This is a genomic window from Luteolibacter arcticus, assembly GCF_025950235.1.
Classification (GTDB): domain Bacteria; phylum Verrucomicrobiota; class Verrucomicrobiia; order Verrucomicrobiales; family Akkermansiaceae; genus Haloferula; species Haloferula arctica.
Map to the genome: position 1 here is coordinate 153,952 of NZ_JAPDDT010000011.1, position 15,780 is coordinate 169,731.

Genomic DNA, 15,780 nt, shown 5'->3' on the forward strand with positions numbered 1-15,780 from the left:
GTCAGATTGGAGCATGGTTCGGGATGTTTATGGCATTCCGGTTTCCGTCTTCGCAAGGCCCCGGCCCGCTTATGAAAACCCTCCTCCTTCCCACCGGCAGCGCTATCTCGCCAAGGTTTCCGACCATCGGTTCGCGAGCGTGGGTGAAGTGCGTGGTGATCGCTGGGCTTTCTGTTTCTGCACTGCCGCTGGCCGCTCAAAACGCCGTCCCCGCTGACAAGGGCTCGCTCACGGATTCCGGAAAGTTCCAGCCGAAGGATGCTGCGGCCGCCGCTGCTGCGGTGCCCAATCCGGCGGCCCGTCTCGCCGAACTGGGAGTAAAGCTCGAGGGCGACCGCATGCAGATCGGATTGGTGGAACTCGATCGCAAGACGCACACGGTTTCGTTTCCGGCCAAGGTTCACGCCGTCGAGGGGCTCATCGAGTACTTGCTCGTCAATTCCAAGGGCAAGGTCCACGAAACGCTGTTCGTCACCGAGGCCGAGCCACAGGACATCCACGTCGCCTGCCTGCTCGCGGGTTGGGGAAAGAAGGATGCGGCGCCGGTCTTGATCGAAGCGTCGTGGGAATCCAACGGACCGCTGCGCCGCGAACCGGTCGAGAACCTCGTCGCGTTCGCCAAGGATCACCCGCAGGGCGAGACCGACGGGCATCTCACGCCGGGTTCGTGGACCTACACCGGCTCGACGATTGATGCCGGGGGCTTCGCTGCCACCCGTGAAGGATCGGTCGTCTCGCTGATCAATGATCCCGCCGCGTTGGTCACCAATCCGCGGCCCGGACGCGATGACGACACGCTCCATGTGCCGAACGGCAAGCTGCTCCCGGCCGCCGGATTTCCCATCAAGATCTCTCTCCGCCCCGCACCCGAAAAGAAGGACTAACAGGTTCTCTTACCCAGCTTCCGAACGCCGATGAAAACCCATCCATCGCTCTTGCCGGCCCTCCGCCGGCTCTTATGCCTCTTGCTTGTCCTCATCCCGTGGCTGCCCGTCGCGGCACAGGAGGGGCGGGAATTCCCCCTCGGACCGATCGGCGGCCACTACAGCGTGACCGCCAACTCAAGCCTCGCCCTGGTCCGCTCGGTCGATGCCGGCGGTCCCGGCGCGCTCGCCGGCTTGCAGGCCGGTGACTACATCCACGGCGCCTTCGGCAAGACCTTCACACCCACGGGAGGCTCTCACTATGGGGTCACCCAGGAACTCGGCTTCGCCGTCGATCGCGCGGAGGCCGGGGACGGCATCCTGCCACTGCTCGTGATCCGTGCCGGCACCGGCGGCATGGTCATGAATGTCGGGCTGCCCGCGTCCGGCGCCTTCGGTCCCGCTTATCCGCGCAATAGCCCGAAGTACGCCGCCATGTATGAGAACGCGGTGGCCGATCTCCATACGCGAACCATGAATAGCGGCAATGGGTACACGGGCTATCTCACAGGATTCACTGGCCTTTGCTTGTTAGGGCATCCCAATTGGAACGACACGACCGGCGCGAAGCCCTATCGGCTTTCGATCAATAAAATCCGCGACCTCGCGATCCAGCAGATCACCAACTGGGGGTATGCGCCCACGGAAAGCGCGTTGGTGGACGGTTCCCCAATCCCCAATCCGAGCGGCGGTCCGAGCAACTGGGAACTTGGACCGTATGTGATGTTCCTTTCGGAATATTACGCGAAGACCTCCGATAGCTCGGTGCTCGCCCCGCTCCAACGCGGCACCGAGATGTGCGCCAACACCGTCCAGTGGTGGAAACAACCGGTGAACGGCGGCCTCTCGCCGGAATACGATCGCGTCGCTGGCATGAGTTCGCACGGCGGCGTCACCGGCGACTACATGCACCAGGGTTGGTACTGCGGCATCAACATGAACGGCGTCCACAACCTCGGCGGGATGGCCTTCGCCCGCCGCGCCGGGACGAACATGAGCGTCCGCCCGAAGGACGGCCACTACTTCGGATTTACCAACCTGAATCCGGGAGACCCCATCCCGAATTCCATCGTCAACGCCCTACCATCGTCGATCACCCTGCCGCAATACGCGGCGGACCCGGTGCGCGGCCTCACCCTTTCCAACACCTCCAGTCCGGTCAACCGCTCGGATCCATCCGATCCGTTCTGGTACAATCCCTCGGTCAACCAGAAGTACCTCATGCAGATGAACTTCATCTGCCGGCGCAGCCTCAGTGGCAATGGGAGTATTGGCTACGCTCCTGAGACGGGTGACACGGGAGAGGACGGCGGTCGCACTCCCGGCGGTTTGCTTGGCTTGGCGATGTATCGGGATGACGTCGGCGGGCTCGATGCCGCCGACCTCAACCGGCTCGAGCTCATGAAGAGCCGCATCACCAACAATTACATGAACCACCAGCTCGCCCACGTGTACCTGATCGGCGGGCAGGTGTTCCAGCAACTGGCGACTCCCTACTTGAACGACCGCCAGCAGCGTTTCTTCATGGACAACTGGCGCTTCTATTACGCGCTCGCCCGCAACGCCAACAATGGCCCGCGCTACTTCCAAAACCGCACCCACTCGGATGCCGGCGCCTATTTGAGCAACGATCACTGCGCCCTGATCAACGCCGCGCTGCCCTATGGCATCGCCAACGGCGGCTACAGCCTGATCCCCGGCTACAACACCAACCGCACCCTAGCGGACTTCAAGTCGCCCGCCCTCATGTGGCCGACGATCGCGGCCCACACCTGCACCGTCACCAGCGCGTCGCAGGCCTTTCAAATCGATGTCTGCGACGGATCCGGCAATGTGCTCGCGCCGGCCAACTACACCGCCGCTTGGTCACACGTGTCCGGCCCGGCCACCGCCACCTTCAGCTCTAACAACACGGCCAACACCACCATCACCTTCCCCAGCGTCAGCCCCACAGCTTATCGCGTGCGGCTGACGGTCACCCGCGCCGGCTTTCCCGATCTGGTCGAGGATATCGATGTCATCCGTGCCAATGCCACCACGCCTGTCCCGCCTTCCATCACCACTCATCCCGCTCCCCAAAGCACCGTTCCCGGGGGCGGCGCGACCTTCAGTGTCGCAGCTTCCGGTACCGGTCCCTTCGTCTATCAGTGGCGTCTCAATGGCGTTTCGTACTGGGTCGCGAGCCCGACGCCCACGCTCACCCTCACCAATGTCGGCAGCGGACATCTCGGTTCCTATGACTGTGTGATCACCACGCCCGAGGGCACCTTGGTTTCGAACGCCGCGACCCTCAGCTTCAATTCCACCCTCTCCCGCACACCGGGCGGGCTGCGGCGCGAGGTGTGGACCGGCTTGGGCGGCTCGGCGGTCGCCGATCTCACTGCCTCTGTGAACTACCCCTTGTTCCCGCGCATCACCTCCGTGGTGACATCCGCCGGGACGACGGCTTACGGCGATAACTATGGCCAAAAACTCAGCGGCTGGCTCAGACCTCCGGTGTCCGGCGCGTACCGCTTCTTCATCGCGTCTGACGATGCCTCGCAACTGTGGCTGAGCACCGACGATAGCGCCGCGGCCAAGGTGAAGATCGCCGAATACACGGGGTCCACCAATTATCGCTCCTACAGTACCGGGGCCCAGTCAGGAGTCATCAATCTGGTCGCGGGGCAGAAGTACTACATCGAGTTGCTTCACAAGGAAGCCGGCGGCGGGGATCACGCGAGCCTGGCCTGGCAGATGCCCGGCGAGCCGGTGCCGGCCAATGGCTCCGCACCGATCGATGGCGTCTACTTGGAATACGACCAGTACCTGCCGCTGCTGACCAACCACTGGAAACTCGACGAAGCGTCCGGCAGCACTTGCGCCGACTCGGTCGGGACGGCTGCGGCCAATCTTATGAACGGTCCGACCCGCGTTGCCGGAGTCCTCGGCAATGCGGTGAATTTCAACGGCGTGAACCAGTACGGGCAAGCGACGGTGACTGTCTCCGAGAGCGTGTCCGCGGTGTCGCTGTGGTTCCGCACGACCCAGGCATCCGGCGGGCTGTTTTCGGTGGTGGATGGAGCGAGCAGCTATGACCGCAGCGTCTTCCTGACCGGCGGCAACATCAGCGCCTACATTTACTCCGGAGAAACCATCACCACCAGCGGCACCGCCTACAACGACGGCCAGTGGCACCACCTCGTCCACACCTTCGGCGGTGGCATCGGCGGCCAGAAGCTCTATGTCGATGGCGTCCAGGTCGCGGCCGGCACCAAGGCCCAGTCGGATTTCAACTGGCAGACCGCCGTCCGGATCGGCCACGCGGCAAACTCGCCGTCGCCGTACTTCAATGGCCAGATCGACGAGGTGCGGATCTACAATGCGGGGCTGTCCGTGCCCGATGCGGAGGCGCTCTACACCGGCGGACTGAATGCCGCGCCGCAGATCAGTGCCGGCACCTTCACGGTGGTGGAAAATGCTCCAGCCGGAACCAGCGTCGGCACCCTCACGGCCACGGATACCAATGCGGGCCAGACGATCGGCTACAGCATCGTGGCCGGCAATGTCGGCGGACGCTTTGCCCTCAACCCGACCACGGGTGCCCTCACGGTGGCGGTGCCGCCTGACTTTGAAACCTCGGGAGCATACGTTTTGACGATCGCCGCGACCGACAACGGCTCGCCGGTCCAATCCACCACGACCACCGCGACCATCAACGTCACCAATGTCAATGAAGGTCCGGTCTTCGCCTCCAATCCGGTCATCGGTAGTCCCGCTGCGCCCGGCGTCGCCTACGGCAGCAGCTTGACTGCCATCGATCCCGAGGGAGGCGGAGCCGTGACTTATCAGAAAACCGGCGGTCCCTCGTGGCTCTCGGTCGCCAGCGATGGCACCTTGAGCGGCACTCCCGTCGCGGGCGATATCGGCTTGAATGACTTCAGCGTGAGCGCCACCGACAGCACCTTGATGAGCACGAATGCGACGCTACGCATCGACGTGGTCAATGTGGCGGTCACGCCCTTCTGGACCAATGCCGCCGGTGGCTCGTGGCCGGTCGCCGTCAACTGGCTATCGAACGGCATCGCCAACGGCGCATCGATCGTCGCGGACTTCTCCACGCTCAATCTAACGGCGGACACAACGGTCACGCTCAATGGCGCACGCACCATTGGCGGGCTGAAATTCGGCGATACCACGCCCAGCCACAATTGGAGCCTCGCTACCGGTAGCGGCGGTCCGCTCACGCTCTCCGTCGCGAGCGGCACACCACTGGTCAGGGTGGGCAACCAGACCGCCACGCTCAACACCGTGCTGGCTGGCACCAAGGGCATGCTCAAGTCCGGGTCCGGCACCCTCGCGCTCGGCTCCGCCAATACCTACAGTGGTACCACCACCATCTCGCAGGGACGGCTTCAATTGAATGTGGGCAACGCTTTGCCAAGCACCTCCAATATCGTGATCGGCGATGCCAACAGCGGCAGCACCGCCCCGAACCTCTATCTTGGCAACCAGTTGGCACCCACCTTCGCGACGCTGACCGTTGGAAGCAACGTGGCCAACGCGGCGCTCCACACCAGCGGCTGGGCACCGACGATCAGTGGCATCACCACGCTGAACAGTCCGCTGACCATCCGGCAGTACAACGGCGGCGGCGTTCACACCGGCATCCAGAATACCGGCAAGATCACCGGCCCCGGCGCGGGTGCGGGCAACGACACGCTGATCTTCAGCTACAGCGGCGGGACGAACTTCTACTGGCAGGCCAACAACACCGCGGCCAACGACTTCACCGGCAACATCCGCGTCACCGGGGTGCCCGGCAACATGAACGCCCAGGGCGGTGCCAACGGACCTAACAACGTCGTGATTCCGGACGCCGCGATGGTGACCATCGATGCCGGCTGCAACTTCGCCTGGAACAACTTTGGCAACAACGCCGTGACCGAGACCTTCGACGGTCTCGCCGGTGCCGGCAGCATGATCCGGAACAACGGCGGCGGGCTGATCTCCAGCCTCAATCTGACGATCAATGCCAACAACGCCAGCAACGAAGGCGACCGCGTCTTCACTGGCGGGCTCGCGAGCTTGAACAGCTTCACCTTCGGCGGCAGTGGCACCCAGGTCTTCGGAGGTGCGAGCAGCTACACCGGCCCGACGACGATCAACGGCGGCACGCTGCTGATCAATGGCAGCCTGGCGAATACTCCCACGACGATCACCGCGGCCGGCAGGCTCGGTGGATCCGGCAGCATCGCCGGCACGGTGAGCAGCAGCGGCACGCTCGCACCCGGGAACGACGACGTCGGCAACCTGACGATTTCCAACACGCTGACCCTCGCCGGCGGGTCCGACATCGAGTGGGAGATCGCCGACTGGACCGGCATTGCGGGCAGCGGTTGGGACAAGCTCACCGCGACCTCGCTGAACCTCACGGCTACCGCGGGCAGTCCGGTGACGATCCATCTTCACGAGGTCGATCTGGCGAACTTCGAGGAAAGCTCGCAGAGCTTCATCCTGGTCCAAACCAGCAACGGGATCACCGGCTTCGATCCGGCTCAGTTCGTGATCGACGACAGTGCCTTGGTCACGCCGCAAGGGACGTGGGCGGTCAGTCAATTCGGCAACAACCTCGTGCTGGCTTATATTCCGCCGAATCGGGCGCCTGCATTTGCCAGCGACTTGATCTCCGCCAGCGCCGTGATGAGCGTCGCCTTCAGCGGGGAGCTTGAGGCCACCGATCCGGATGCGGGTGATACGCTCACCTTCACCAAGACTGCTGGTCCCGCCTGGCTGAACGTGGCCGCCGATGGCACACTGAGCGGCACGCCGGGCAGCGGCACTACGGGCATCAATACCTTCACGGTTCGCGTGACCGATGGCGACGAGGCCTTCGACACGGCCACCCTTGAAATCGAAGTGGTCGATCCCGCGGTCACGCCATTCTGGATCAACCCCGCGGGTGGTTCGTGGCCGGTCACCGGGAACTGGTTGTCTAACAGCATGGCCAACGGCGCGTCGATCGTCGCGGACTTCTCCTCGCTCAATCTAACGGCGCACACCACCGTCACCCTCGATGGCGCGCGCACCATCGGCGGGCTGAAATTCGGCGATACCACGCCGAGCCACAACTGGACGCTCAACACCGGCAGCGGAGGTCCGCTCACCTTGTCCATCGCGAGCGGCAGTCCGGTGATCAGAGTGAGCAACCAGACCGCCACGCTCAACACCGTGCTGACCGGGGCCCAAGGACTCGTCAAATCCGGTGCCGGCACCCTCACGCTCGGTGCCGCCAATTCCCTGACCGGCGGCATGGTGATCAGCCAAGGCACGCTGGCCGTGTCCAACCACAGCGCCATCGCGGGTGCCACGCTCACGCTCGGTGATGCCAGCACCGGGGCCAATGCCACCGGCTTCAGGATTGAGAACGGCGTCAGCTCCCCGGTGATCCCGGCCTCGATCACGACCACGTCCCATGGCAGCGGCCATGCGATCACCCTCAATGCGGGCTCGGCCTTGGCCGCGAACGCCGCCGCGCTTTCCTGTCCGCTGACTCTATCCGGCAGCGTGCCGCTCACGCTCAAGGCCACCAACACCAATGGCCACTCCACTGCGCAGGATTGGACCGGCCGCATCACCGGCACCGGCATTGCCACCGGCTCGACCGCCCTCGTGCTGGACGGCAGCAGCCACACGCTGCGTCTGAGCTTTGGCAACAGCTTAACCCCTAACACTTTTACCGGCGACGTGCTGGTGCAGGGCACGGTCACCACGCAGAACCAGACGTACACCGGCAACAGCGCGGGCAACCAGAACAACGGGTTCTTGAACAACAACCTCACGGTCGCCAGCGGCGGGACCTGGAGCGTGGTCTGGGGCGGCGAAACCATCGGCGCGCTAAATGGCGCGGGCAATGTCTCGCTTAACTGCCAGAGTGCGCTCGGCAACACCGGCATCACCCTCGGCACCACCGGCAGCAATGGACTCTTCACCGGCGCGATCAGCGGGGGATTCGGCCTGGTGAAACTCGGCAACGGGACTCAGGTGCTCGGCGGTGCGAACAGCTACACCGGCGCGACGGCGATCAACGGAGGAACGCTGTTGATCAATGGCAGCCTCGCCAATACGCCGACCACCATTGCCGCCGCGGGAACGCTTGGTGGCAGCGGCAGCATCGCTGGCACGGTGGCTAACAGCGGCACGCTCTCTCCAGGCAACAGCACGATCGGGAACTTCACGGTTACGAACACGCTGACGCTCGCCGGAGGATCGCACATTGTATGGGAGATCGCCGACTGGACCGGCACCGCAGGCACTGGCTGGGACAAGATCACGGCAAACTCGCTGAACCTCACTGCCACCTCGGGCAATCCGGTGACGATTCACTTGGACGAGACCACCTTGGCCCACTTCACGGAGACCTCGCAGACCTTCACCCTGGTCCAGACGACGAGCGGCATCACCGGTTTCAGCGCGAACAAGTTCGTGATCGACGAGAGCGCGCTGCCCACTCCGCAAGGCACCTGGGCAATCCAACAGTCGGGCAACAACCTCGTCCTGGCCTACACCCTCAATCCGAATCCTGTCGGTGGTCTCGATGCGAACGACAACGACATCAACGACGACTGGGAGACCGCGAACTTCGGCAACGCCAACGCGGGTGCCAACCTTCCCGGCGACGATGCCGACAAGGACGGCCTCACCAACCTGATGGAGTATGCCCTCGGCACCAATCCGCTGGCCCACAACGCCGGACCGGCCGTGGATTTCGAAACGATCGCCAGCACCAAGCATTTGCGGATCACAGTGAACAAGAACCCGCAGGCGACGAACCTGAGCTACTCCGTGGAAACCTGCGGCGCGCTGAACGACTGGTCCGCGTCCGGCACGGTGATCGAGACCGACACGGCCACACAACTCATCGTCCGCGATACCTTCAATACCACGACGTCGTCGCGCCGCTTCATCCGGCTCAAGGTGCTGGCGAATCCCTGATTTGCGTAGCGAGGTCCTTCGCGGTGTTAAGGGAGTATCTGAAGTTAAGCAAGAGATTGGAGGTTTTTCACGGGGCGTGTGGTAGGCTTGGCGTGGTGGTTTCGCCGCGGTTCAAGCATCGTTCATAGAGCGTGCTCCGGAGCGTGTGTCACGCACCGGCAGATGATTTCCATTCGCGGCTGGCTTCCGGTTATTGGGTTTTCCGGGCCGGCTGCGGGAGAACCAAGGGGAGGCGAGGCCGACTGGGAGAAGCGGCCTTCCTCCCCGATCTCTTGCCGGCTGGATGAGGTGGTGAACGTTCGTTGCCGGGGACTTCTTGAAAAGGGCGGCGCGCCTTCGCCTCGGGTTGGGTCGCGGTAAGATCGTATCAGTTTTCTGACAAGGGAGTGGAAGTTTAGCGGAGCGGATCGTGGCATTCTCACTGTCGCTCATGGGAGGGCGGAAAATTCCGCGACCGACCTCGCCTCCCTTCTTTCGAGTCAAGTCCCCACCAAAAAAAGCCACACCGTGAAACCACGAATCACTCCCATGCCCACCGTGTCCGTGTCGCGAGCGACCTTGCTCGCCACCAGCTTCGGCCTCGCGGCCGTCAGCCATGCGAATGACATCATCAAGCTCGACAATACCACCGCGCTGAACGACGGCGCGAGCTGGACAGGACTCGCCGTTCCTGGAAGCGGCGACGTGGCGGTATGGAACAACACGGTCCTCGCGGCCAACACCACCTTGCTGGGTGGCGATCTTTCCTGGAGCGGCATCCGTGTCGCCAATCCAGGCGGTGCGGTCGCGATCAACGCCGGCAATACGCTCACGCTGGGTGCCGCCGGCATCGACATGAGCACGGCGACGCAGAACCTCGCGCTTACCAACGCGATCGCGCTCGGCGCGGCCCAGAATTGGAACATCGCAAGCGGCCGGACACTCACCGCGGCGGGCGCGCTGTCGGGAGCGGGTCTGGTGAAGAGCGGTGCCGGCACCGCGGTGCTTGGCGGGAGCAATGCCTCCTGGGCCAATGGATTCACGGTAAGCCAGGGCAAGGTCCAGATGGGCACGGGCGCAAACTCCGCCTTCGGAACCGGCAACATCGCACTGGGGGATTCGAACAGCGCCACCGAACCGGTCTCGCTCTCCTTCCAAGGCATCACCGCCAATACCACGGTCGGCAACATCACCGTGGCCAACTTCGGCGGCGGCACGACGATCCTCGGCACGCTCAACGCCGCGAACTCCAATGCGGCGCCGACCATTCCCACGCTGACCCTCAACAAGGCGGTGACCCTGAGCGTGGGTGAAACCACGGCGACCAACCGGGCATCCGACCTGATCTTCGGCACGATCACGGGAACCGGCGCGGGAGCGGGCGAAGATTCGCTTATCCTCACCGGCACGAGCACGGCGGGCACCACGACCCTCCGCACTTCCATCACCAATGGCGGTGCCGCCAGCAACTTCACCGGCAACGTCCGCATCTCGGCGGCCCGCTGGCAAATGCAGAACCGGTCCTATGTTGCCAACACCCTCGCCAACCAGAACCTGGTCGTTCCCGACACCTCGAGCGTTACCATGAACGCCGGGACGACATGGAGCATCACCCACGGCATTGAGACGATCAACGGTCTCGGCGGTTCCGGCACGATCAATGCCGGTGGCGGTGCCTATCTCGACGTTGCCAACAACGGTCACCTCACCGTGGGCGGTGGCAATGGCTCCGGAAATTTCAGCGGCTCGGTCAGCGGCATCACCCTGCGCAAGATCGGCACCGGCACCCAGACGCTGTCGGGAACTGTCGATAACTCCAGTTCCTCCGCCATCGTTGAAGCTGGCACGCTGGTGTTCGCAAAGGACTCCGCCACGATGCGTGCCGTGGGCGGATCCGCCACGGTGAAGGGCGGGACCCTGCAACTCGCGGGCACCGGCGGCGACCAGTTCTTTCAGGATGCCGATCTCATCGTCACCGCGGGCACCTTTGACATGAATGGCCGCTCCGAGACCATCGATGCGCTCTCGGGCGCTGGCGGCACCGTGCTCAATAGCGCCGCGACCACCACCTCCCTGCTGACCGTGGGCAGCGGCAACAGCACCGGCACCGGCTCCTACTCCGGAGTGATCGCCAATGGCGACGGCATCCTTGCCCTGACAAAATCCGGCGCGGGCACCCTCACCTTGAACGGGGCCAACACCCACACCGGCACGCTCACGGTCAATGCCGGCACGCTCGCACTTGGCGCGACCGGCAGCATCACCGCTCCACTGGTGGTCAATAGCGGGGGCACCTTCGCCCCGGCCGCTGGCAGCACCTACACCTCTCCCGCCATCACGGTGAATACGGGCGGCACCCTCAATGGGACCGCCACCGGAGGATTCCTGATTCGGGACAATACGACCCTCACTGGCGAAGGTGCCGTGACCGGCGGCCTGACGCTCGGCTCGACCACCGGTGCCGGCCTTGCCGTCAATCTCGCCACCAGCGGCGCTCTCGCGGTCACCGGCAGTGTGACCTTGAATGGAACCGCGGCACTCCAGCCCTCGTCGCTCGCCCCGGGCTCGTCCGTCGTGCTCACCTACACCGGCTCGCTTCTCGGCACCGGTGCCTTCAGTGCGAGCAGCAGCGGCACCCGCACGGCACCGGTGATCAATACCTCGGTCCCCGGCATCGTCACGATCAACCACGTCGCCGGGCCGGGCATCACCTGGGCCGGCGGGGATGGCATGTGGGATCTCTCAGGATCCAATTGGGACAACGGTGGCACCAGCGCCTTCTTCAATCTCGATAGCGTGACCTTCCCGCAAACCGCGGGCACCTACGACATCACGATCCCTGGCGGCACGGTGGTGAGCCCGAATGCGATCACCTTCACCCACACCAGCGGCACTTACACCATCGGCGGCGCGGGCACCATCGCCGGAGCCACCGGCTTGAACCTCTCGGGCACCGGCACGGTGGTTCTCAACACCGCCAACACCTTCCTCGGGAAGACCATCGTCGATGCGGGCACGCTGCTCATCAACAGCGAGAGCGCCCTTGGCGGCAATCCGGTCTCCCTGGTGGCCGATCAACTCACGCTGGTGAATGGCGGCGCGCTCGGCGGCACTGCCAACCTTGCTTTGGACGATGCCAACCGCGGCATCACCCTCGGCACCGGCGGCGGACGTTTCCTGCCTGCAGTGGACACCACCATGACGGTCAATCGCCCGCTGGCGGGCAACGGCGGTCTCACCGTGGCGGGAGCGGGCACCCTCGCGCTCAACTACACCAGTGGCACCATCGCCACGCCGCTGCAGATCGACTCCGGCACCCTGAACCTCAAGTACGATGCCGGGAATGTGACCTACTCCGGCCCGATCACCGGCTCATCCGGCATCCTGCGCCTGGAAGGCACCGGTGCCAGCGCCACCACCGGCCTGACGCTCACCGGCACTAACAGCTTCACCGGCGAGACCCACATCTACGGCCGGCGGATCTTCCTCAATACCACCGGCGGCAACGCGATCGGCGGCGACGTCGTCTTCAAGCAGACCAGTTGGCCTTATCACGACCTGTCGCTCAGCCAGAACGAGCAGATTGCCGACACCGCAGTTCTCCGCTGGGATCAGCCCGCCGGGCAGGACGTCTATGAATTCCGCCTGAATGGTAAGACTGAAACCGTGGCCGGATTGATCTCGTCGGTCACCAGTCCCTCGATCATCGAGAACGCCGGCTACGACGGCAGCAACGACAACAACATCCCGGCCGGCAAGCTGATCGTCAACACGCCGGTCGGTGCCAACCACAGCTACACCGGAGCGCTGCGCAACGAGAACGGCGGCACGGGCAACGGCGCGCTCAGCTTTGAGAAAGCCGGGCCCGGCACGCAGACGCTGGTCGGCAACTTCAGCTACACCGGCACCACCACCGTCAGCGGTGGCAAGCTGGTCCTGGAAGACCCCTCGAATGCCACCACGACCTTCGTGTCGAGCGGTGCCACGCTGGCCACCGGCGCGACGCTGGAGCTCAAGCGCACCGGCGGCACCTGGTCCATCGCCGTTCCCATCAGCGGCTCGGGAAATCTGCTTAAATCCGGAAGCGGAGCGGCCACCCTCTCCGGCACCCAGAGCTACACCGGCACCACCACCATCGAGGATGGCACGCTTTCCTTCACTGGATCCTTCGCCTCGCAGGTCATCGACGTGCAATCCCTTGGCACGCTCGGCACCACGACCGTCGGCACCGGCACCACGGTGAAGGGCAATGGCTTGCTCGTCGGCGTGACCTTCGCCAGCGGCTCGACGCTCACGCCCGGCACGGCATCGACCATCGACACCATGTTCGGCGACGGGGCCATCAGCTTTGCGGCCGGCTCCACCTGCGCCATGAACGTGGATCGCACCGGCGGAAGCATTACCAGCGACCAACTGATCAACATGGATGCCATCACCTATGGCGGCACGCTGACGCTCACGGCCACCGGCCAGGCATTCCAGAGCGGCAATGTGGTTTCCCTCTTCCCGGGTGCCACCAGCTACGGCGGCGGTTTCACCACCGTCAGCCTGCCCAGCCTCGGTGCGGGATTGAGCTGGGATCTGTCCAATCTAACGGTCGATGGCTCGATCCAAGTGGTGAGTTCAACGCCGACGCCGGTCTTCAATCCGCCGGCGGGTGGCTACATCGGCGCCCAATCGGTTTCGATCAGTTCGGCGAGCGGTGCCACCATCTACTACACGATGAACGGCTCGACGCCGACCACCTCGTCGCCGAGCGGCCCGAGTCCGATCACCGGACTCGCGATCCCGACCAACTCCTCGGTCACGATCAAGGCCTTCGCGAAGAAGACCGGCCTGGGGGATAGCCCGGTGGCTAGCGCGACCTACAACACGCTCGATCTGCCGGTCTGGATCACCGACTTCGACGGCTCCTGGCAGGACGCGGTCAACTGGCAAGGCGGGGTGATTGCCCAAGGCACTGGTGCGGTCGCGAACTTCAGCACTCTCACCACCACCGGCACCAACACGGTTTCGCTGGATGGCCTGCGCACGGTTGGCAAGCTGATCTTCGGGGACCAAGGCAACGCGCATGAGTGGGGTGTGGCAGCGGGCACCGGCGGTTCCCTCACGCTGAACAACGGGGCCAATGCCCCGGTGGTCGACGTGGTCAACCAGGCCGCAACCATCAGCGCCGGCATCACCAGCAGCAATGGCCTGCGCAAGGAAGGTGCGGGCAGGCTGAATCTGACGGCTGACAATTCCATCAGCGGTCCGCTGACCGTGGTGGCTGGCACCCTGAACTTCGGTGCGAGCGGTGCCTTCCCGAATGGCCCCGCCATTACCTTGGGAGCCACGGGTTCCGTGGACCCGACGGTCGCTCTCGGCTTTGGGGGTGGCACGACCATCGGCGCGCTGACCGTCCCGGCGGGTGTCACCGGTGCCACGCTCGCGTTGCCGCAGAACGTCGGCACCTTCGGCCACACGGTTGCCGGTGCCACTCTCGGCAGCCCGCTGACGATCGCGCAGAGCAATGCCTCGGGTATCAACTGGTCGCAGCTCACCTGGAACACGAAGCTGACCGGCAACGGCGGCGGCTCCGGCAATGACACGCTGGTCCTCAGCAACACTGGCACGACGCAGAATTACTTCACCATGGGAACGGGAGTCGTGAACGACTTCCTCGGCAACGTCCGCGTGAAGGGCTTCATCGCTGCCCAGAGCGGTAGTGTGGGAAGCAACTTCATGATTCCCGATGCTTCGATGCTCATCATCGAGAGCGGCCAGTGGCGCTGGAATCAGGCAGGCTTCGTGGAAACCATCGACGGCCTGGCCGGCGCGGGAGCCATGACCAATCCGGGCAACGTGACGTTGACCATCGATGCGTCGAATGCCGACAACCACGGCGACCGACTCTTCAGCGGATCGCTCGGCACGCTGGGCGGGGTGTTGACCAAGAACGGCACCGGCAGCCAGTCCTTCAGCGGCACCGGCGTCACCTACACCAATGCCACCACCATCAACGCTGGCACGCTGGCGCTTACCGACACCACCGCGTTCGCTTCGAGTGCGGTCACGGTGAACGGCGGCAAGCTGCTGGTGAACAATGCCACCGGCACGGGCACCGGCACCACCGCCACCATCGCGGTGAAGACCGGCGCCACCTTGGCCGGCGCGGGCAGCGTGAGCGGTGTCACGACGATTGAGGCTGGGGGCACGATTGCTCCCGGTGATGCATCGGCCGGCACCTTGGCCGCGAACACCGTCACCCTCGCCGGCAGCTACCCCTGCCAGCTCGACGGAGCCGCAGGCGACCGCCTCAGTGTCACCGGTGCGCTCACCATCGATCCGGCAGCGTCCATCACTGTCAGCACGCTGGGGACTCCCACCGAATCCAGCTACACGATCCTGAGCTATGGCTCGCTGGTCGGCCCCTTGCCGGTGATCACGGGCATTCCCTCGGGCTACAGCGTGGATACCTCCACGCCCGGACTGGTGAAGCTGGTCAGTGGCAATGCGTTCGACGGTTGGATCAATGGCTTCCCCGGCCTGACCAATCCCGCCGACAAGACCCAGACCGCGGATCCGGACAAGGATGGCCTCGCCAATGTCATCGAGTTCGTCCTCAACAGCAGCCCCGTCAATGGGACCTCCACCAATCTGCCGACGCTCACGTCGAGTGGTGCGAACGTGGTCTTCACCTACACGCGCCGCGATGATGCGGAGTCGTTCAATCCGACCGTCGAGTTCGATACCGATCTTGCCGGCACCTGGACCACCGCGGTGGATCCGGGGAACTGCACCATCGTGGTGGCGGAGAACGGCAGCAATCCCGACACGGTCACGGTCACGATTCCCAAGGGAGGCAACCCGAAGCTGTTCACGCGGCTGAAGGTGGCACCCTGATCGACTCTCCGGCCGGGTG

3 protein-coding genes are annotated in these 15,780 nt (G+C 64.3%); all 3 read left to right on the forward strand.

What is annotated here, in order from left to right; all coding sequences use genetic code 11:
• Positions 1-71 precede the first annotated feature (71 nt).
• The 3 genes from OKA05_RS20985 (at position 72) to OKA05_RS20995 (ending at position 15,761) form a co-directional block, all read left to right on the forward strand.
• Positions 72-884, forward strand: a complete 813-nt coding sequence (locus OKA05_RS20985; RefSeq protein WP_264489154.1) for a YdjY domain-containing protein — start codon at positions 72-74, stop codon at positions 882-884.
• 30 nt (positions 885-914) lie between these two features.
• Positions 915-8,897 carry an autotransporter-associated beta strand repeat-containing protein gene (locus OKA05_RS20990; RefSeq protein WP_264489155.1) on the forward strand — a complete coding sequence of 2,661 codons (7,983 nt, stop codon included), beginning with the start codon at positions 915-917 and terminating at the stop codon, positions 8,895-8,897.
• A 528-nt stretch (positions 8,898-9,425) separates the two neighbouring features.
• Positions 9,426-15,761: a beta strand repeat-containing protein gene (locus tag OKA05_RS20995; protein ID WP_264489156.1), complete on the forward strand. Its 6,336-nt coding sequence runs from the start codon at positions 9,426-9,428 to the stop codon at positions 15,759-15,761.
• The last annotated feature ends 19 nt before the right edge of the window (positions 15,762-15,780 follow it).

What these genes read in the sequence shown, in the direction of transcription:
- OKA05_RS20985 (WP_264489154.1), top strand. Translation starts at nt 72, where the DNA reads ATGAAAACCCTCCTCCTTCCCACCGGCAGCGCTATCTCGCCAAGGTTT.
- OKA05_RS20990 (WP_264489155.1), top strand. Translation starts at nt 915, where the DNA reads ATGAAAACCCATCCATCGCTCTTGCCGGCCCTCCGCCGGCTCTTATGC.
- OKA05_RS20995 (WP_264489156.1), top strand. Translation starts at nt 9,426, where the DNA reads ATGCCCACCGTGTCCGTGTCGCGAGCGACCTTGCTCGCCACCAGCTTC.